Origin of the sequence: Paenibacillus sp. PK3_47, from assembly GCF_023520895.1 — a bacterium.
In the GTDB taxonomy this organism is placed as follows: Bacteria; Bacillota; Bacilli; order Paenibacillales; family Paenibacillaceae; genus Paenibacillus_AQ.
The window spans coordinates 356,013-374,207 of sequence record NZ_CP026029.1; the positions used below are offsets into that span (position 1 = coordinate 356,013).

Consider the following 18,195-nt stretch of genomic DNA (forward strand, 5'->3'; position numbering starts at 1 on the left):
GCTTTTTTGCATTTAAACAACTTATCAGTCCGGCCGTGAAAAAGCGTTAAGCCGGTGCGGCTCCAGCACGTTCCTCCTCCTTATTGGTGAGCCCCGACATCCATAGACCTTAATGAACAATAGCCGGCAGCACAGCATCTGCGGCAAGTCGCCCCTATCATCATCACGCTGCCACGGTAAAAGCAAAAGACCTGCTGTACTCGGCTGAAGCCAAGACAACAGGTCTTTCAAGTGCAGTATAGCTATCTTCCGCCATTGCGGAATCTCTGCGTGTAGTTCTTCACATCCTGGGCATTCTTAACCCGGTTACGGGCCCATTCCAGCAGAATCCGGTCGATGTAGCGGAAATGCACTTTTCCGGCAAACACCGATTCCTTCAGGGCAAGCAGAATCAGCTCCTCTGGATAGCGGTCCTGATCCACCCAGCCGGATATGGTCTCACATTCCATCGGGGAAAGCGGACGTCCAAATTCCTTCTCAAAGATACTGAACAGGCTGCGGACTTCCTCTTCAGGCCCAGCTGCAGACGACGGGCCTGAACCTGGCCCGAAGCTGTCCACCCGCTCCGCAGCACCGGAATACCGGTGCTCAGCCCGGGAAGACGGCGAACTGCCCTGCAGCTTGTTCTGTGAGTCTTCCTGGGCCAGCCCGGCAAGATAGGCACCCAGCTTGTCATACAGACCGGAAAAGTTGTAGCGCTCATAATGAATATCTCTCAGCTCGTCATTATCGCCGTCGATGCTGAGGTAACCTTCTTTCATGAGCTTCTGCAGTTCTCCTGCTATGACAGATATGCTGCGCCCCGTGACAGCCTGCAATTCTTCGAGGGAAGGAAAGTCAATGCCTTCCACCTGCCGGAAAGACAGCAGGTGGATCAGCAGCATGGCTTCACTTCCGCTCAGATTCAGCTTGCGGTAATACTTCAGGAGCGCGTAAGGAATGACGGCCATCCCGTTCTGGAGACCGTAAGACACTCCCCGGCCCCAGGCATTCCATTCTTTGCCGTCCATACTCCAGCCCCCTTTATTTCATTACGGGTAGAGACGGTACAGCGTACGAGGGAACGGTATCGTCTCCCGTACATGGTCCAGACCGCAGATCCAGGCTACTGTGCGCTCAAGTCCAAGCCCGAAGCCGGAATGCGGCACAGTACCATAAGTCCGCAGATCCATATACCACTTATAGGAATCCATCGACAGATTGTGTTCCTTGAAGCGTTCTTCCAGCAGCGCAGGATCGTCAATCCGCTGTGAGCCGCCGATAATCTCCCCATAACCTTCCGGAGCGATCATATCGGCGCAGAGCACCACTTCAGGACGTTCAGGATCCGGCTTCATGTAGAATGCCTTGAAGGAAGCCGGATAATGCGTGATGAATACCGGTTTGTCGTGTGCTTCAGCAATCGCAGTTTCATGCGGTGCGCCGAAGTCGTCTCCCCAGGCAATTTCATGGCCGTTATCATTCAGGAACTTGATGGCATCATCATAAGTAATGCGCGGGAACGGTGCTTTGATGTTCTCCAGCTTGGAGACATCACGACCTACAGCCTCAAGCTCTGCCCGGCAGTTCGTTACAACGGATTGTACGATAAAGCTGATGAATTCCTCCTGCACGCGCAGGCTTTCCTCGTGATCCGTAAAGGCCATCTCCGGTTCGATCATCCAGAACTCGATCAAGTGGCGGCGGGTCTTCGATTTCTCGGCGCGGAAAGTCGGACCAAAGGAATACACCCGTCCGAGCGCCATAGCAGCAGCTTCCATGTACAGCTGTCCGCTTTGGGTCAGGTAGGCATCCTCTTCAAAATATTTGGTGTGGAACAGATTCGTTGTTCCTTCAGCCGATGTAGGCGTCAGGATTGGCGGATCCACCTTAGTAAAGCCGTTCTCATTAAAATACTGCTGGATCGCACGGATAATCTCCGCACGGATCACCAGAACAGCCCGCTGCTTCGCGGAACGCAGCCACAGATGACGGTGATCCATCAGGAAGTCTACACCATGCTCCTTCGGAGTAATCGGGTAGTTCTCGGTAATATGCAGCACTTCAATCCCGGTAACTGTCATCTCGTAGCCAGATTGGCTGCGGGGCTCCTCACGGATAATACCTGTCACGTACAATGAGCTCTCCTGGGTGAGGCTCTTGGCATCATTCCAGACCTGCTCAGGCACTTCAGACTTCACTACAACGCCCTGAATATAGCCTGTACCATCACGAAGTTGCAGGAACTGGATTTTGCCGCTGGAGCGTTTGTTGTTCACCCAACAGCCGATGACCACAGTTTCTCCCACATGCTCGCTCACGCGTTTGATTACACTCTTGTTAGCCATGCCTGAAATCTCTCCTCTAATTAACCGTTAATTCCTTGCACAATACGGTAGGTATCGCGCGCAATAACCAGCTCTTCGTTCGTCGGAACCACGAGCACCTGTACCTTGGAATCGGCAGTAGAGATACGGCGCGGATCACCCGAGCGGACTTTGTTGGCTTCAGCATCAAGCTCAATGCCAAGGTAAGTAAGGTTGTTCAGTACTTTTTCACGCAGCAGCGAAGCATTCTCGCCTACACCTGCAGTAAAGACGATAATGTCCGCACCGTTCAGTGCTGCCGCATACGCTCCGATATATTTGCGGAGACGGTATTCATACATTTCAAAGGCCAGGGAAGCATTGGGCTCGCCTTTTTCGTATCCGTCGATAATCTCACGCATATCGCTGCTGATACCGGAAATAGCCAGCATGCCGCTGTGTTTGTTAAGCATGGAGCTGACTTCGCCGTGAGTCAATTCTTCCTTGTTCATGACATAAGGAACGATGGCAGGGTCGATATCACCGCTGCGCGTACCCATCATCAGACCTTCCAGCGGGGTCATACCCATGGACGTATCTACGGATACACCACCGTCGACGGCCGTCAGACTTGCACCGTTACCAATGTGGCAAGTGATGATTTTCAGTTCTTCAAGGGGACGTCCGACAAATTCTGCAGCTGCTTTGCTCACATAATCATGGGAAGTTCCGTGGAAACCATAACGGCGGATCTTGTATTTGCTGTACAGCACTCTGGGAATTGCATACAGGTATGCCTTCTCCGGCATCGTCTGGTGGAATGCAGTATCAAAAATAACAGTCTGCGGCACACCTGGCATATTGCTTTCGGCAGCAAGAATACCGAGCAGCGCAGCAGGGTTATGCAGCGGAGCCAGGTCGAACAGGCGGCGGATTTCAGACTTGGCTTCAGCATTTACAAGCGCCGATTCCTTAAAGCTCTCTCCGCCATGCACCACGCGGTGGCCTACAGCATTGATCTCATCGATGGATTCAATCACGCCGTGTTCTTTGTCAGTCAGGCTGGCCAGAACTTTGCGGATGGCTGTGGTGTGTTCCAGAATTTCGCTGACTTCTGTCACTTCCTGTTTGCCTGTCGGTTTGTGGTTCAGAATGGAGGAGTCCATTCCAATCCGCTCTACAAGACCTTTGGCCAATACGGATTCATCCGTCATGTCATACAGCTGATATTTCAAAGAAGAACTTCCTGCGTTAATTACTAATACTTTCATACCCGGTCACCATCCTTGTCATACTTGAAGAAGCCTTCGCCTGATTTCATTCCCAGTTGTCCCGCACGCACCATCTTTTTGAGGATAGTGGATGGACGGTACTTCAGTTCACCGTATTCACGGAACATGTTCTCCAGAGCGGCAAGAACGGAATCCAGACCAAAGCGGTCTGCCATTTCAAGCGGTCCATACTGGAACTGGTACCCGATGCGCATTGCATCGTCAATATCTTCAGGGGAAGCAACGCCTTCCTGGAGCACATGCATAGCCTCGTTGATGAAGAGACAAATAAGACGTGAAGTTACAAATCCCGGAGATTCATAAATCATTACGCCTTTTTTCTCAACGATCTCGTCCACAAAAGCCTTGGTATCTTCAAAAGTGGTGTCGGATGTTTTCAGGCCGCGTACAATCTCGACCAGATCCACCTTGCCTACTGGATGTATAAAATGCATGCCGATTACGCGTTCAGGATACATTGTAGAGCTGGCAAGTTCAGTCAAGCTGAGCGTTGACGTGTTGCTGGCCAGAATAATATGGCTTGGGCATACTTGATCAAGCTGGTTGAATACTTTCTGCTTGGCTTCCAGATCCTCGGTAATGGTCTCGATGACCATATCGCAGGAGCTGAGCTCGGCAAAATGTGTCACTTTTTGGATACGGCCCAGAATCAGCTTCTTCTCTGCCTGGGTGATCGCCCATTTCTCGAGCTGTTTGTCGAGATTTGTCTCGATCATGTCGTAAGAGTAGTCCAGTCTTTCTGAAGTTTTCTCCACCAGTAATACTTCCAGGCCTTTGGCTGCCAGCATTTCAGCAATCCCTTGACCCATTGTGCCACCGCCGATGACACCGATTTTTTTAAAATTCATAAAAAAGTCTCCATCCTTTCAGGTATCTATACTTTTGTATTGTACCTTGTCTGTCGTAAAAAATAAGTAGCCCGACATATAATAATATCTTAGCATGTCTGAAAAGTAAAAAAAAATAACCGGCATAAAGAATTATGCCGGTAAACGAACGCTGTCACGAAATTGACAACGAAATTGCTCTCCAGAGAGTACTTCTTCTTTCATTAAAATGTCAAGACAGTAATCAAATACATGCCGCTGGTTCTCAAGCATTTCCCGGGTACGGATCATCAGCTCGTCAAGAATTTTGCTGTTTTCCTTCATAAGCTCTTCTGTTGTAACCATCTGGAGATTGGCGATTCCGAGTGAGGTAAGACCTGACTTCATCATCGTTTCCACAATGTTCAGCGCCTGGTCAAAGTCACCGCGTGAACCGGTACTCCGTCCGCCGTAGAAAATCTCTTCTGAAGCGGCTCCGCCCAGCGCAATCATAATCTGGTCTTCAAGATAATCCTTGGTGTAAAGATACTGCTCAGCCTGCGGGTTATGACGCACATAGCCCAGTGCCTGCCCGCGGGGCGTAAGCGTTACCTGGCTGACACTGCCAGGACGCAGCAGCTCTGCCATAATGGCATGTCCAAGCTCGTGGATGGCAACCCGTTTCTTCTCTTCCTGATTTGTTTCGCGGTCTGTCTTTTCACCCATCATTACTTTGTCAATTGCCATTGCCAGATGCCGGTGCTCAACCTGGGTCAGATTCTCGCGCATCATGTAAATCGCAGCTTCATTCATCACACTTTCAAGCTGGGCGCCGGAAAAATTGTAAGCCTCCTCGGCAATCTTGTCCAGGTTGACATCAGGATGCAGCGGTTTATTTTTGGCATGCAGATCAAGGATCGATTTGCGGCCTTTCTTGTCAGGCATGTCCACCTGAATATGACGGTCAAAACGTCCCGGACGCAGCAGCGCCGAATCCAGCATTTCCTTACGGTTCGTGGCTGCAACCAGCAGGATGCGCGGCGTATCATTGTTATAAATCCCGTCCATCTCGGTCAGCAGCTGATTCAGGGTCTGATCATACTCGCGCTGCTGTCCGCCTTCACGTTTACCGCCGATAACATCAATTTCATCAATAAAAATAATTGCGCTTTGCTTGTTCTCTTTGACAGCACGGTTGCGGGCATCCTTGAACAAATCACGGATGCGGCCTGCACCGACACCCACATACATTTCTACAAACTCACTGCCAGATGCCGCAACGAACACAGAATTGGTATAATGTGCCGCAGCTTTGGCCATCAGCGTCTTCCCTGTCCCCGGAGGGCCTGTAAGCAGGATCCCTTTAAGCGGACGAATGCCGAATTTGCTGATTTCCTCATGCCGGATCAGAAAATCCAGCGCTTCACGCAGCTCCTGCTTGGCATTATCCTGACCGCCGATTTCTTCAAAGGTAAGCTTGGCCGGACCGTTCTTCTTGCGTTTCTTGTCAGCCCCTGCGTTAACAGCCAGTCCGCCGCGCAGATGAGCCAGCACAAGCAAAGCGCCAACCATCCCTGCAGCGATAATCACCGGAAAAATATTAATCCCCACAAATGCCATAAAAATCAGCATGACGGGCGCAAAACCGATGAGCACTTCTTTCCAATACTTAGGCATTGGTCCACGCTCCTAACGTTGCCGCAGTACGCGGTAAAATAATAAATTTGCTGTCAGTGCCATTGCTCAGGCTTACGTATACATTATTGTCATCAATTTCAGTGGTTGCTATCACATTCTGATATTCCGGATACTGCTCTTTCAGTCCATCAAGCTCAGTAGGTATAAGTGTATACTTGCGGCCTTCCATCGCTTCTGCAACAGAGAACATGGCCTTATCCCAATACTCATCCAGCAGATCATTCGATTTCTGAGTCACATCCAGCTTAAGTGAACGGCCGCCAATAGCCGACTTTCCTTCCAGGTTCACGTACTGCACGAGCTCTTTCAATTTGGTGCCTGGTGCAAGATCAAGTTTCAAAGTGACCTGGTTGCGGTTAATAGTTATATGTGAATCATTAACTCCTTCATAGGATGATACAATTTTCTGCAGCGGCTCCTGTACAGCAAACTGGCGGTAAGCATACCAGCCCCCGAACAACAGTGCAGCAGACAACAAAGACGTCAGCAGTACAGGTACAAGACGAAGTTTCAATGAACGTCCTCCTCTCAATGATGAACAGCATTATTACTATATTTATGTTAAACCAAACAGCGTGTCTAGCGCTCTTCCGAGACTGACATGCTCTTAAGCATGTCTTAATACAAATAGTAGTATATCACAGGTGTATATACGATTTATAATATAATTGTGAAAATATTTAAAATTTTTGATACTAATTTTTGGGTTGACAAACCGTCTTCTCCTCTATATCGGCAAAAAGACATGGATGATTAAGCTCTCACCATGTCTTTTCGGTATATATCTAATGCTATACTTTATGTACATCAATCACTCAAAGCGGTGAGCAGACCGGCACTAAAGGCTAAGACAGGCAGTGCTAACAAGAAAGACACCAGGGCGAATCCCTGAAACTTGACTCCTTTGCGCCCGTTTCTTTTTCCCGACCAAATCATCAGGAGCCCGGCAGCCAAGCACATCAGATAGACTGTAAAATAATGCAGTTCAATCCCCCCCCCGTTATGGCATTAATGCCCTTAAATCAGCATAAAAACAGCAGGCGGCCGTCTTCCCGCCCCCTGCTGTACATTCTAGTAACGCCCTAACTTTTAGCTGTTCGGTAAGCTGTACCCTTCCCCGATGGCTGCCCCGTCAGCAAAGCGGTAGAATTTGTAGTAATACCGCTCTTTATCCCTGTAAAACACCTGCCACGCATATTCCCCGTTATAGACTCCCGGCAACAGCCGTTTGATCTCAACTCCCGGCAGCTCGGCCGCTAGGGCCGTACGGATCTGTTCTTCCGACGTTCCGCCCGCAACTTCCGCCGCATAAATATCATTTACGCCTCCTGCAGGCTCGCCTTCCGTAGTAAAACGCACCCAGACCATCATTTCCGTCCCCGCACCGTTCTGGCCTGTAACCACCCAGTAAATCGCGTTTTCGTCCCAGACGGACTTCTTCGCTTCAGTAATATCAGTCAAGCCTGCCTGGTTCATGGCGACTTCCTCAGCTTTACTGCGTTCATTCCACTGGTCCTTCATGATATAGGCATAGAACTGGCTTAATCCGAACAGCAGGAGCAGAAACAGGGCTATGCCAAGCAGAAGCCATTTTCTCCTCTTCTTCAAGTGCAGCTCCCTTTCCTTATATTACCGTTTCAGCAGCCCTTCAAAGGTCTCCTGGGCTTTGCGGCGGATTTCTTCCTCATCCAGGGTCAGGCATTGACCGTGCTTCACAACCTGCAGACCGTTCACCCAGACATGCTCCACATCCTTGGCACTGGCCGAATAGACCACATGGGACAGAAGATCCGTATGCGGCAGCAGATGCGGCTGATCGATATCGATAGCGATAAAATCCGCCTTCATTCCCGGTGCAAGCCGGCCCACATTGTCGAGGAACACCGACCGGGCACCGTATTCGGTAGCCATCAGCAGCGCCTCAGGTGCCGGAACCGCTGTCGGGTCTCCGCTTACCCCTTTATGAATGAGAGCAGCGAGACGCATTTCTTCAAACATGTCCAGGTTATTGTTGCTGGCCGCACCGTCTGTTCCAAGAGATACGGGAACACCGGCTCTCAACAGCTCCGGCACACGTGCCACACCGCTGGCGAGCTTCAGGTTACTTCCCGGATTATGCGAAACCCCGACCTTGTAGCGGGCGAGAATGTCAATTTCCTCATCGTTCAGATGAACGCCGTGAGCGATGATTGAAGGACGCGTGAACATTCCCAGCTTCTCCAGGTGAGCCACAGGGCGCAGGCCGTAATCAGCCGCATTCTGCTCTACTTCATGACGGGTCTCGGACATATGTGTATGCATCGGCAGATCCAGATCATGGGCTGCCTGTACAAATTTCACGAAAAAGTCGGGAGGACAGGTATAAGGGGCATGCGGCGACATCATCGTGGTAATTCTGCCGTCCGCCTTGCCGTGCCAGTCTTGTGCAAACCGGATGGCTTCCGCGAGCTTATGGTTCTGCACATCCTCCGGGCACAATCCGATGACACCGCGCATCAGCACTGAACGGATGCCGGATTGCTCAACTACCCGGGCTACCCGGTCCATATGGTCATACATGTCCAGGAAGGTGGTTGTACCGCCCTTGAGCATTTCCAGGACAGACAGAGCTGTACCCCAGTATACATCTTCACCGGTGAACTTTTCTTCCATCGGCCACATTTTTTCCTGCAGCCAGGCCTGCAGCACCATATCATCCCCGTAGCCGCGCAGCAGGGACATTGCCGCATGACCGTGCGTATTGACCAGACCAGGCATGAACAGGAGCCTGCTGCCGTCTATCGTGCTCACACCGTCTTCAATAACGGGCTTCTCTTCTCCTATGTACGTTATCAAATCGTTTTCTATAGTCATGTATCCGTTCAGAACCGGCTGATGGCTTCCCGGAACCAGAAAACGTCCGTTAATGACTGTCTTATTGCTGCTCATTTGCTGTTTCTTCCTTTCCATCGTGCAAATAATAGGCCAGACTCTGCAGATCGGTCGTAAAATCGGCCGCATGTATCCGGATATTGGACGGGGTCTTCAGGATAACCGGGGCAAAATTCAAAATGGCTTCAATCCCTGACTCCACCAGAATATCTGCTACAGCCTGGGCTTCACTGTCCGGTACCGTAATAATACCGATGCGGATTCCCTGCTCACGGATCGTTTTGCCCAGCTCTTCCATAGGCTGGACCGTCAGAGAGTTGATCTTCTGCCCGATCTTGGGTGCGTAAGAATCAAATACGGCTGTGATCTTCATCGTATCCTTCAGATAAGCATTGTAATTGGACAGGGCGTGACCGAGATTACCGGCACCTACCAGAGCCACGTTGATCTGCTGGTCCAGCTTGAGGATGTGGCGGATTTTTTCGATCAGGTAAGAAACATCATAGCCGATGCCCTTGCGGCCAAAATCACCAAAATAGGCCAGGTCCTTGCGGATCTGTGCCGGATTCAGGTCGAGCTTCTGCCCCAGCTCCTGGGAAGACACGGTAGCGATTTCACGCTTTTGGAGATCATTCAGGAATCGCAGGTATACAGGAAGTCTGCGGACAACCGCCTCAGATATTTTTTCCGATTTCATGTATTCTCCTCCTAATGTAAGATGAACAGTCAATATATAGATCATAACCGTTAATGCGGTGAACCTTATGTTACCAGGAACACATCTCACAAAGCACCGCACTAACGGACTAAAGACAATGATATAAATATAAACAATGGCATGACGGGTTAATCAGCAGGCGGCAAGCCGCCAGCATTAGCAGTCGTTCAGGAAGCGCCGCCGTCATCCAGCCATTCCGCAATCCGCGGAACCATCTGATCGGTCAGCATATGCTCCATCTTTGGTCCCGGCAGCGAATACAGGAAGTACTTGCCGTAATTGGACTCAATCACTCTCGTATCATAGACGATGACAATTCCGCGGTCCTGGGCGGTACGCACCAGACGTCCGAAGCCCTGCTTGAACCGGATCACCGCCTGCGGCACAGACATTTTCATGAACGGATTTTTCTTCTGGGCCTGCAGCAGCTCCGCTTTGGCTTCGGCCAGCGGATGGTTAGGCGGCTGGAACGGCAGTCTGACAATCGCCAGGCAGGTCAGCGCCTCACCGGGAATATCTACGCCTTCCCAGAAGCTGCTTGTTCCAAGCAGCACTGCGGCCGGACTGTCCTGGAAACGCCGGATCAGCTTGTTGCGGCTGCCGCCCTCGACGCCCTGGCCCAGCACGGCAATTTCTTCTGAAGCAAGCACCTCCTTGAGCGGTTCATACACCTGCCGCAGCATGCGGTAGGAGGTGAACAGCACGAGCATGCGCCCCTTGGTAGCCACTGCCGCTTCGGCCAGGGAATGGACAAGCTTGTCGACAAACCTGGCATCGCCTATGCTGCCCTTGACGCTCGGAAAATCACGCGGAATAACAAGCAGCGCCTGCTCCCGGTAATTAAACGGGGAAGGCAGCAGTGCCGTCATCAGACGGTCCTGTTCAGCCGCTTCATTAAGACCGAGGTTGTCAATCATGAATTGGAAGGACTTGTCGACAGAGAGCGTGGCCGAAGTCAGCACAATGCTCTTTTTCTTATCGAAGAAAAGCTCCTTCAGCTGGCCGCTGACATCTACAGGTACAGCATACAGCTGCAGCGACTTGCCGCGGTAGTTCCCGCTGCCTTCCATCCAGTAGACATTATTCTCATCGTTAAGGCCCATAAAGAAACGGATCTGTTCACGGATAGACGCCAGGTCCTTGAACAAGCCGCTGATATCTGTGACCAGGCTGTCTGAGGACGACTGGCTCTCGCTCTCCCGCATCTCACTGAGCATCTTGTCACCCTTGCGGATGATATCACTGAGACTCAGATGCAGTGTATTTTCAAGCGGAGCGAGCTCCTCCCACTCCTTGGGCTTTCTGCCGGGATGGAGGCGGGTAACAAGCTGTCCGGCTTCACCTGCGGCTGCGTCGCTGCGTTCAGGGAGCATGGCGAACAGCTTGTCGCTCAGCGTGTCCCAGGTCTCCTTGACTGTCAGAAGATCAGGGTAGATCCTGTCGATCGTACCGCTCCACTCCGAAGCCTGCTCGCTGCCTGAAGACTGCAGCATCTGGCGCAGCGCCGGCAGCTGACCGCTGCGGCTGTCCTTATAGAGCCGGGTAAGCGTGTGGGCCACAGTGAAATATTTCATCTGCATTCCAAGATGCTTGCCGGCCACATCCTCCAGATGGTGCGCCTCATCGATGACAAGGTGCTCATAAGCAGGCAGCAGCTGGTGTCCCGCCTTCACATCCGCGAACAGCTTGGAGTGATTGGTAATGACAACGTCAGCAATTCCGGCTTCATGCTTGGCCCGGTGATAATAACATTTGCGGAACCACGGGCAGGCACGGCCCAGGCATGAATCCGTGTCACTGGCCACGGTCTCCCAGAAATCGCCGCCCCTGCCGTTCAGATTCAGCTCCTCATCGTCGCCCGACTGCGTCTGGGTCAGCCAGACTAACATTTGGGCAGCCGTGAGCGCTTCTTCCCTGGGACTTACGAAGTCCTTTTTATTTATTTTATGTTCAAACTTGCGCAGACACAAATAGTGCCCTCTTCCCTTGAAGATTGCGGCTTTGAACGGAAACGGCACGACGCTCGTCAAAAGCGGGAGATCGCGCTCGCGCAGCTGGTCCTGAAGATTGATCGTATGCGTACTGACCATCACCTTCTGATCGGTGCGGACACTCTGGTAGATCGCCGGCAACAGATAACCCAGCGATTTGCCGGTACCTGTACCTGCTTCTATCAGCAGATGTTTGTCCTCCTGAAGCGCCGTGTTGACCTCACGGATCATAATCTCCTGGGCCTCCCGGCTTTCATACTGCGGCAAAGCATCCTTCAGCCGCTTGGTCACTTCATCCATATAGTCCGTAAAGGATACGTTGTCTACAGGATTTCCGGGCATATCCTCCCTTGGCGGCGCCAGTTCAGTCCAATCGCCGACGGCAAGTGCCAGCTGACGGTGAAAGGTCAGATCGCCTTCCGGCTGAAAGGTCTCCATTTCCCGTTCCTGCTGCAGTCCTTCAAAGAACCAGGCCAGGTCGCTGTCTTCCCCCTGAAACAGCTCGTTAATCCGCTGTACGGTCAGCAGAGGCAGGCTGTACAATTCTTCCAGACACTGGAGAAGCACAAGCGCTGTTGCTTCAGCATCGCTATCCGCCTGGTGGGGACGTTCATGCGTAATCCCGAAATGGGCACTCACTGCACCAAGCTGGTAGGTCGATAATGAAGGAAAGCATATTTTGAGAAAATCGATCGTATCCAGAATCCGCCCCTGAAACGGCAAATATCCACATCGGTCAAGCGCATTCTGCAAAAAATGAAAATCAAAAGCTACATTATGCCCGACGAGCACCACATCATCAAGCAGCGGGACAAGCTCCATCATCATCTCATCCAGCTCGGGCGCATCCCGTACATCGTCGTCAGTAATCCCTGTCAAGCCCGTTATAAAAGGAGGAATCGGTGTTCCGGGCTTGACGTAGGAACCATATACCCGGGAGATGGTCCGGTCTTCTTCTATAATGGCAAGGCCAACCTGGATAATCTCGCCCACAGATTGGGTTCCCGTAGTTTCAAAATCAAGCACGGCAAATTTCATTATAAGTTCTATTCCCTTTCACTTGAGACTCTTTATCAGCATAACAGAAGTTACGAAAAAAGGCGATGCACACCGACAAGCCCGGGTGAATGCATCGCTTGAATGACAGGCTATAATTACAGAAGCGAAACAAGCTGATTACCGAATTGCAGTGTCCCGCCCCTTCTGCGGCAAACCTCCAGATTGACGTTAGGCTCAGGAAGAGCGGGGTCATGCATTAACGAAAGGCCGAACAGCTTGCGGGCTTCAACATAACGTTCCTGGGAAGCCCTGATGCAGCCGAGCGCATTATAAATCATCGCCTTAAGCTTGTTCTCACGGATCAGGGTTAGCATATGCTCCAGATGCCCCCAGGCCGTGTCCCCTTCATTCTCCTGCAGGCAGGAAATGGCCAGGTACAGCCGGGCAGCCAGACTGTCCGGATACCGTGCAATGACTTCATTAAACTGGTCGATGCATTTCCGGTACATCAGCAGCCTGTAATATCCCTGCCCTCTGACAAAAGAATCCATGGCGAGTTCAGGGGCCTCCTCCTTCACCGGATCTTCTTCAGGCTGCAGGGTAACATCCGCCTGTTCCCGGAAATGGCTCAGCTTCTCGGCAAAAGCCAGCCATTCATCCATCACATTGTCACTAAGCCTGTGAAGCATGTTGTATTGGCATAGAAGGTCATCCCGCCTCGCCCCGTCTGCACCCGGGTATTCAGCAGCGATCTCCTGAAGCATCCTGTTCATCTCAGCAAATAAATGTTGAAACACAGAACATCCCCCCTTACTGAAAATGAAATCAGCCTAAGCTTGCCTGCCTTCATTTTTAGCAAGTAGGGGACACTTCATCCCTGCCATTGATTACATAGGTGCGGGCTCTTCTTCTTAAGCGATAGTGGCATGGATCTCATGATCCGCCAGCTTTACCGGCTGGTTGTCACCATCCACAAATACGACGGTCGGCTTATGTCCGGCAAGCTCCTCGGCAGACAGCATGGCGTAAGAAATAATGATCACTGTATCCCCAGGCTGTACAAGCCGGGCCGCCGCCCCGTTCAGACAGATCACGCCGCTTCCGCGCGGCCCTGGAATAACGTAGGTTTCCAGACGCGAACCGTTGTTATTGTCCACGATTTGGACCTTTTCATTCTCCAGCAAGTCAGCCGCTTCCATCAAATCCTCATCAATGGTAATGCTGCCGACATAATTCAAATTGGCCTCAGTGACTGTTGCCCGGTGGATCTTGGATTTCATCATATGTCTAAACAAGGGCGTGAACCTCCTTAGGGGTAAATACATTATTGTCGATCAGCCGGGTTTTGCCGAATTTCACAGCAAGCGCAATAATAATTTCGCCGCCGGCACTGTTAAGCCGCGAACCGGCAGCCAGCGGTTCCAGCCCCGGAAAAGTCAATACTTCAACGTAGTCAATCACAGCAAGCGGTGAAGCTGAAATGACAGATATAATCAGTTCACGGGCTTCATCAGCTGTGCTTACCGTGCCTTCTTCCATCGCCTGGCGGACTTCACGCAGCGAACGGGACAGGACAAGCGCCTGGGAGCGTTCCTCTGCACTGAGATAAACGTTGCGGGAACTAAGCGCGAGGCCGTCATCTTCACGCACAATCGGACAGGCCACGATCTCCACATTCATGTTGAGGTCGGATACCATCCGCCGCAGGACAGCGACCTGCTGGGCATCCTTAAGTCCAAAAAATGCATAATCCGGCTGTACCATATTAAACAGCTTGTTAACAACTGTGGTTACTCCGTCAAAATGGCCGGGACGTGAAGCGCCGCAGAGCTGTGTAGTCAGGGACGATACCGATACTGTAGTACGCGTAGGTTCAGGATACATCTCCTCCACGCCGGGAATGAAGACTATATCTGCACCTTCGCGTTCAGCCAGCTCCAGATCGCGTGCTTCGTCACGCGGATAGGAGGCAAAATCCTCATTCGGCCCGAATTGCAGCGGGTTGACAAAAATACTCATAACCACGGTGCTGCTCATTTCACCTGCCCGCCGCAGCAGACTGGCATGTCCTTCATGCAAATATCCCATAGTCGGCACAAATCCGATCGGGGTGTGCCCGCCCATCCGCATATATTCCAGCGCTTCGCGCAGCTGCTTAACTGTTCTTACTACTCTCATGTTACTTCTCCCCTTTTCCGGAACCGCCGTATAAAGAATCCAGTACACTTTCATCCGCGTTAAACACATGGTTTTCAGCCGGGAACGAACGGTCCTTCACTTCCTGTACATAGCTGCTGATCCCTTCGCGGATCAGGCTGCCTACATCGGCATAAGTTTTTACAAAACGTTTTTCCCGGTATGGCGATGCGTAGCGCACCAGATCGTGGAACACGAGCACCTGTCCGTCACAATAACGGCCTGCCCCGATCCCGATCGTCGGAATGCTGAGCTCTTTGGAGATGGCTGCAGCCACCTCTTCTGTAACCAGCTCCAGCACCACCCCGAAGGCTCCGGCAGCTTCAAGCGCCTTGGCTTCATTCATCAGCCGCTGCGCATCCTTGGCATCCTTGCCCTGAATTCGGTAACCGCCGATCATATTGACCGACTGCGGCGTAAGTCCGATATGTCCGAGTACCGGCACGCCTGCCTTCACCACAGCGGAGACAGCATCGCAGATTTCAAGTCCGCCTTCCATCTTTACGGCTTGCGCACGGCCTTCCTGCATCAGTCTGCGCACACCGCGCAGCGTCTCATCCACACTTCCGTGATAGGTCATAAAAGGCATATCTGCCACAACAAACGTATTTGGTGCCCCGCGCACTACCGAACGGGTGTGATAGACCATATCGTCTATCGTCACCGGAAGCGTAGTATCGTAGCCGAGCACTACATTCCCAAGCGAATCGCCGACCAGAATCAGGTCAATGCCCGCTTCCTCGGCCAGCAGCGCCGAAGGATAATCATAAGCGGTAAGCATGCTTAGAGGCACACCGTCCGCTTTCATTTTTTTCATTTTCACAATATTAAGTGCAGCCATTTACTCCCATTCCCCTTTTCGCAGTGAGATTACGCGTAAACGCGCAACAAAAAAACCCTTTAGCATGGTCCGCTAAAAAGGTCCGAAGGGCAAAAAAGAGTCACTCGCGATCGTCCCTTCTGTCTCGGTCCTTACGGCTCAGAGCAGAATCCAACGTAACCGTGAAATACAGTTATGAAGGTAAATCTCAAATCAAAACAATGTAATAACAAGTAATGAGGAGTACAGTTCGGCCTTAGCGATACCGTCTCTGCCCATAGTATAGCAAACTCCGCCGCCAATTACACCAAAAAAATATGACAAGGGATGGAACCCTTGTCATAAATCCTTGTATCCTGCGGCTGTTATATCATTTCAATTTCGCCGGACAGCACTGCAGTGACCCGCCCGGAAGCATCTTTGAGCAGCAGCGCACCGCTGTCATCCAGTCCGACAGCCGTCCCTCCGTTTTTCCCTTCAGAGGCGGAAAGCAGGATCTCACGGCCCAGTGTCACCGACATTTCTTCCCAGCGCCGACGGATCGGCTCGAAGCCCTTCTCCATGTATACTGCGTACCAGTACTCCAGTTCATGCAGGACGGCTTCCGCAAGCCGCGACCGGTCAACCGGGATGCCGCCGCCTTCGATTAAGAGGGATGTACCGACCCCTGCAAGTTCTGCCGGGTAATCCTCCGGCTTCAGATTCACCGAAATGCCTATCCCTGCAATACAGTAATGCAGTCCGCCTTCCCGGAGACATGATTCCAGCAGGATCCCGCAGATCTTCCGTCCGCCGGCCAGCAGATCATTAGGCCATTTGATGCCTGCCTGTACGCCCGTCACTTCCCGGATCGCCCTGCAGACGGCAACACCGGCCAGCAGCGTCAGCTGCGGGGTCAGTGACAGCGGTAGCTCCGGACGGAGTACAACGCTCATCCAGATGCCTTTGCCCGGCGGCGAATGCCATTTGCGGCCCATGCGGCCCCGGCCTCCGGTCTGTTCTTCAGCCATGACGACTGTTCCTTCAGGAGCACCCTGCTCGGCCAGCCGTTTGGCTTCCTCCTGGGTTGATGCCACTGTCTGCAGCCGGGTAATCTTCCCCTCCCAGCTAGGGCTAAAGGCTTCTCTTGCAGATTCCGTCAATGGCATTGATTTATCGTTATTCATTGTTATCCATCCTTTGTGCTTCCTGCAGCAGCTGCTGCCTGTCATTCGCAAGATCTCCTGAGGCCACAGCCTGAAGCAGCTGCTGAAGCCTGGCACCGATCCACGGTCCGGGACGCTTCTGCAGAGCCGCGGAGAGCTCGCCGCCCGTCAGCGCAAGCTCTCCGAGCGTGTACACAGGCATCTCTGCGGTCCAGGACCGCAGAAGGGCGGTTGAAGGCTGAGCCGCAACTGCAGGCTCATCAGGCGGTGATAAAGGCTCGCCTACAGCAGCCCCGGCGGCGCCTGCACCCGCGGTGCCCGCCTGCGGCACCGCTTCCAGCACCGTCAGCCACCCTCCGGCGGCTTCCGTGCCCAGGGCCAGCACGGCGGCGATCCAGCGCCGCCGCAGCGCCTCAGTGCCGCCAGGGGAACCCGGCGGCACCTCCCCAAGGGCCGCGGTCCACGCCTCGCGGACCCGCAGGACCCCGGCGGCGCTGCTCCGCGCGGCCCCGGGGAACGTCCATGCCCGCAGCAGCTCATCGGCCTCCCTGGCCGACGCCCCCAGGGCATGGAGCAGCAGCGCCCACCGCAGGCGGGCGCTCTGCAGTTCCCCGATCCCGGAGACCATGGCGGCTGCTGCCGCCAGGTCGCTTCCGGTCCAGGGGAACGGGGCTTTCCCGCGCGGCAGCAGGCCGCTGCGCGCAATCAGGGCCAGGCCGCGCACGGGATGCGGCCCTTCCACGATGCGCTCTAGCTCCGCGCGCACGCGCTCAACGGCGATATGCGCCAGCTTGTCCCGCTGGCGCAGCAGCCCGCGCCAGGTGTTCTTGGCGATGCTGAAGTCCAGGACAGAAGCAAAACGCACGCAGCGCAGCATCCGCAGCGCATCCTCGTCAAAGCGTTCCTCTGCCTTGCCGACACAGCGGACCAGCTTCCGCTCCAGATCCTTCTCCCCGCCGAAGGGATCGACCAGCACTCCGTCAGAGCCGCAGCAAATCGCGTTGATTGTAAAGTCACGCCGCCGCAGATCCTCCTTCACGTCACTGACGAACAGGACATGTTCCGGCCGCCGGTGGTCGGCATAGCCGCTTTCCGTCCGGTACGTAGTCACTTCAAAGCTGAAGCCGTCTTCCAGAACAGTGACCGTACCATGCGCGAGTCCTGTCGGGACAGTGCGCGGAAAGATGCTAATCACTTCTTCCGGCAGTGCCGCGGTCGTCAGGTCAATATCATGCACCGGCCTTGACAGCAGCTCGTCACGGATACAGCCTCCGACGAAATAAGCCTCCCGGCCATGCGCCAGGAGACCCTCTATTACCCTGCCGGCGGCCTCAGCCATGCCGGGAGGTGCCATTCTCCATTCCATTACAGCAC

The 18,195-nt window shown here is 53.0% G+C and carries 16 protein-coding genes; all 16 read right to left on the reverse strand.

Annotation, left to right across the window (positions count from 1 at the left end):
• Window positions 1–242 precede the first annotated feature (242 nt).
• The 16 genes from C2I18_RS01655 to C2I18_RS01730 all read right to left on the reverse strand — a co-directional run bounded on the left by C2I18_RS01655 (window position 243) and on the right by C2I18_RS01730 (window position 18,187).
• Window positions 243–1,010, reverse strand: coding sequence for a DnaD domain protein (locus tag C2I18_RS01655; protein WP_249899560.1), 768 nt, complete (start codon window positions 1,008–1,010; stop codon window positions 243–245).
• 21 nt (window positions 1,011–1,031) lie between these two features.
• A complete protein-coding gene (gene asnS / locus C2I18_RS01660) occupies window positions 1,032–2,327 on the reverse strand; it encodes an asparagine--tRNA ligase (protein WP_249899561.1) in 1,296 nt (431 codons plus the stop codon).
• Between the two features lie 20 nt (window positions 2,328–2,347).
• Window positions 2,348–3,556 (reverse strand): acetate/propionate family kinase, encoded by a 1,209-nt coding sequence (locus C2I18_RS01665; RefSeq protein ID WP_249899562.1) that lies wholly within the window; start codon window positions 3,554–3,556, stop codon window positions 2,348–2,350.
• Window positions 3,553–4,425: a 3-hydroxyacyl-CoA dehydrogenase family protein gene (locus C2I18_RS01670; RefSeq protein ID WP_249899563.1), complete on the reverse strand. Its 873-nt coding sequence runs from the start codon at window positions 4,423–4,425 to the stop codon at window positions 3,553–3,555. The genes C2I18_RS01665 and C2I18_RS01670 overlap by 4 nt, the downstream gene beginning before the upstream one ends.
• 132 nt (window positions 4,426–4,557) lie before the next feature.
• The gene (locus C2I18_RS01675; protein WP_249899564.1) at window positions 4,558–6,060 is read right to left on the reverse strand and encodes an AAA family ATPase; all 1,503 of its coding nucleotides are present in this window, start codon (window positions 6,058–6,060) and stop codon (window positions 4,558–4,560) included.
• Window positions 6,053–6,595, reverse strand: coding sequence for a hypothetical protein (locus C2I18_RS01680; RefSeq protein WP_249899565.1), 543 nt, complete (start codon window positions 6,593–6,595; stop codon window positions 6,053–6,055). Before C2I18_RS01680 ends, C2I18_RS01675 begins: the two co-directional genes overlap by 8 nt.
• A gap of 575 nt (window positions 6,596–7,170) precedes the next feature.
• On the reverse strand, window positions 7,171–7,689 hold the full coding sequence (locus C2I18_RS01685; RefSeq protein ID WP_249899566.1) for a cell wall elongation regulator TseB-like domain-containing protein: 519 nt from the start codon (window positions 7,687–7,689) through the stop codon (window positions 7,171–7,173).
• Window positions 7,690–7,710: 21 nt separating this feature from the next.
• The gene (locus C2I18_RS01690; RefSeq protein ID WP_249899567.1) at window positions 7,711–9,009 is read right to left on the reverse strand and encodes an amidohydrolase; all 1,299 of its coding nucleotides are present in this window, start codon (window positions 9,007–9,009) and stop codon (window positions 7,711–7,713) included.
• Complete coding sequence (locus C2I18_RS01695; protein WP_249899568.1) at window positions 8,996–9,649, reverse strand: redox-sensing transcriptional repressor Rex; 654 nt, start codon at window positions 9,647–9,649, stop codon at window positions 8,996–8,998. The genes C2I18_RS01690 and C2I18_RS01695 overlap by 14 nt, the downstream gene beginning before the upstream one ends.
• A 188-nt stretch (window positions 9,650–9,837) precedes the next feature.
• A complete protein-coding gene (gene dinG / locus C2I18_RS01700; protein ID WP_249899569.1) occupies window positions 9,838–12,699 on the reverse strand; it encodes an ATP-dependent DNA helicase DinG in 2,862 nt (953 codons plus the stop codon).
• 116 nt (window positions 12,700–12,815) lie between these two features.
• A complete protein-coding gene (locus tag C2I18_RS01705) occupies window positions 12,816–13,457 on the reverse strand; it encodes a tetratricopeptide repeat protein (protein ID WP_249899570.1) in 642 nt (213 codons plus the stop codon).
• A gap of 114 nt (window positions 13,458–13,571) precedes the next feature.
• A complete protein-coding gene (gene panD, locus C2I18_RS01710) occupies window positions 13,572–13,955 on the reverse strand; it encodes an aspartate 1-decarboxylase (RefSeq protein ID WP_249899571.1) in 384 nt (127 codons plus the stop codon).
• The gene (gene panC, locus C2I18_RS01715; RefSeq protein ID WP_249899572.1) at window positions 13,948–14,838 is read right to left on the reverse strand and encodes a pantoate--beta-alanine ligase; all 891 of its coding nucleotides are present in this window, start codon (window positions 14,836–14,838) and stop codon (window positions 13,948–13,950) included. The genes panD and panC overlap by 8 nt, the downstream gene beginning before the upstream one ends.
• A 1-nt stretch (window position 14,839) precedes the next feature.
• A complete protein-coding gene (panB, locus tag C2I18_RS01720) occupies window positions 14,840–15,697 on the reverse strand; it encodes a 3-methyl-2-oxobutanoate hydroxymethyltransferase (RefSeq protein WP_249899573.1) in 858 nt (285 codons plus the stop codon).
• A 344-nt stretch (window positions 15,698–16,041) separates the two neighbouring features.
• The gene (locus C2I18_RS01725; RefSeq protein ID WP_249899574.1) at window positions 16,042–16,842 is read right to left on the reverse strand and encodes a biotin--[acetyl-CoA-carboxylase] ligase; all 801 of its coding nucleotides are present in this window, start codon (window positions 16,840–16,842) and stop codon (window positions 16,042–16,044) included.
• Window positions 16,835–18,187, reverse strand: a complete 1,353-nt coding sequence (locus C2I18_RS01730; RefSeq protein WP_249899575.1) for a CCA tRNA nucleotidyltransferase — start codon at window positions 18,185–18,187, stop codon at window positions 16,835–16,837. The genes C2I18_RS01725 and C2I18_RS01730 overlap by 8 nt, the downstream gene beginning before the upstream one ends.
• Between the last annotated feature and the right edge of the window lie 8 nt (window positions 18,188–18,195).

What these genes read in the sequence shown, in the direction of transcription:
- C2I18_RS01655 (WP_249899560.1), bottom strand. Translation starts at nt 1,010, where the DNA reads ATGGACGGCAAAGAATGGAATGCCTGGGGCCGGGGAGTGTCTTACGGT.
- asnS (WP_249899561.1), bottom strand. Translation starts at nt 2,327, where the DNA reads ATGGCTAACAAGAGTGTAATCAAACGCGTGAGCGAGCATGTGGGAGAA.
- C2I18_RS01665 (WP_249899562.1), bottom strand. Translation starts at nt 3,556, where the DNA reads ATGAAAGTATTAGTAATTAACGCAGGAAGTTCTTCTTTGAAATATCAG.
- C2I18_RS01670 (WP_249899563.1), bottom strand. Translation starts at nt 4,425, where the DNA reads ATGAATTTTAAAAAAATCGGTGTCATCGGCGGTGGCACAATGGGTCAA.
- C2I18_RS01675 (WP_249899564.1), bottom strand. Translation starts at nt 6,060, where the DNA reads ATGCCTAAGTATTGGAAAGAAGTGCTCATCGGTTTTGCGCCCGTCATG.
- C2I18_RS01690 (WP_249899567.1), bottom strand. Translation starts at nt 9,009, where the DNA reads ATGAGCAGCAATAAGACAGTCATTAACGGACGTTTTCTGGTTCCGGGA.
- C2I18_RS01695 (WP_249899568.1), bottom strand. Translation starts at nt 9,649, where the DNA reads ATGAAATCGGAAAAAATATCTGAGGCGGTTGTCCGCAGACTTCCTGTA.
- dinG (WP_249899569.1), bottom strand. Translation starts at nt 12,699, where the DNA reads ATGAAATTTGCCGTGCTTGATTTTGAAACTACGGGAACCCAATCTGTG.
- panC (WP_249899572.1), bottom strand. Translation starts at nt 14,838, where the DNA reads ATGAGAGTAGTAAGAACAGTTAAGCAGCTGCGCGAAGCGCTGGAATAT.
- panB (WP_249899573.1), bottom strand. Translation starts at nt 15,697, where the DNA reads ATGGCTGCACTTAATATTGTGAAAATGAAAAAAATGAAAGCGGACGGT.
- C2I18_RS01725 (WP_249899574.1), bottom strand. Translation starts at nt 16,842, where the DNA reads ATGAATAACGATAAATCAATGCCATTGACGGAATCTGCAAGAGAAGCC.
- C2I18_RS01730 (WP_249899575.1), bottom strand. Translation starts at nt 18,187, where the DNA reads ATGGAATGGAGAATGGCACCTCCCGGCATGGCTGAGGCCGCCGGCAGG.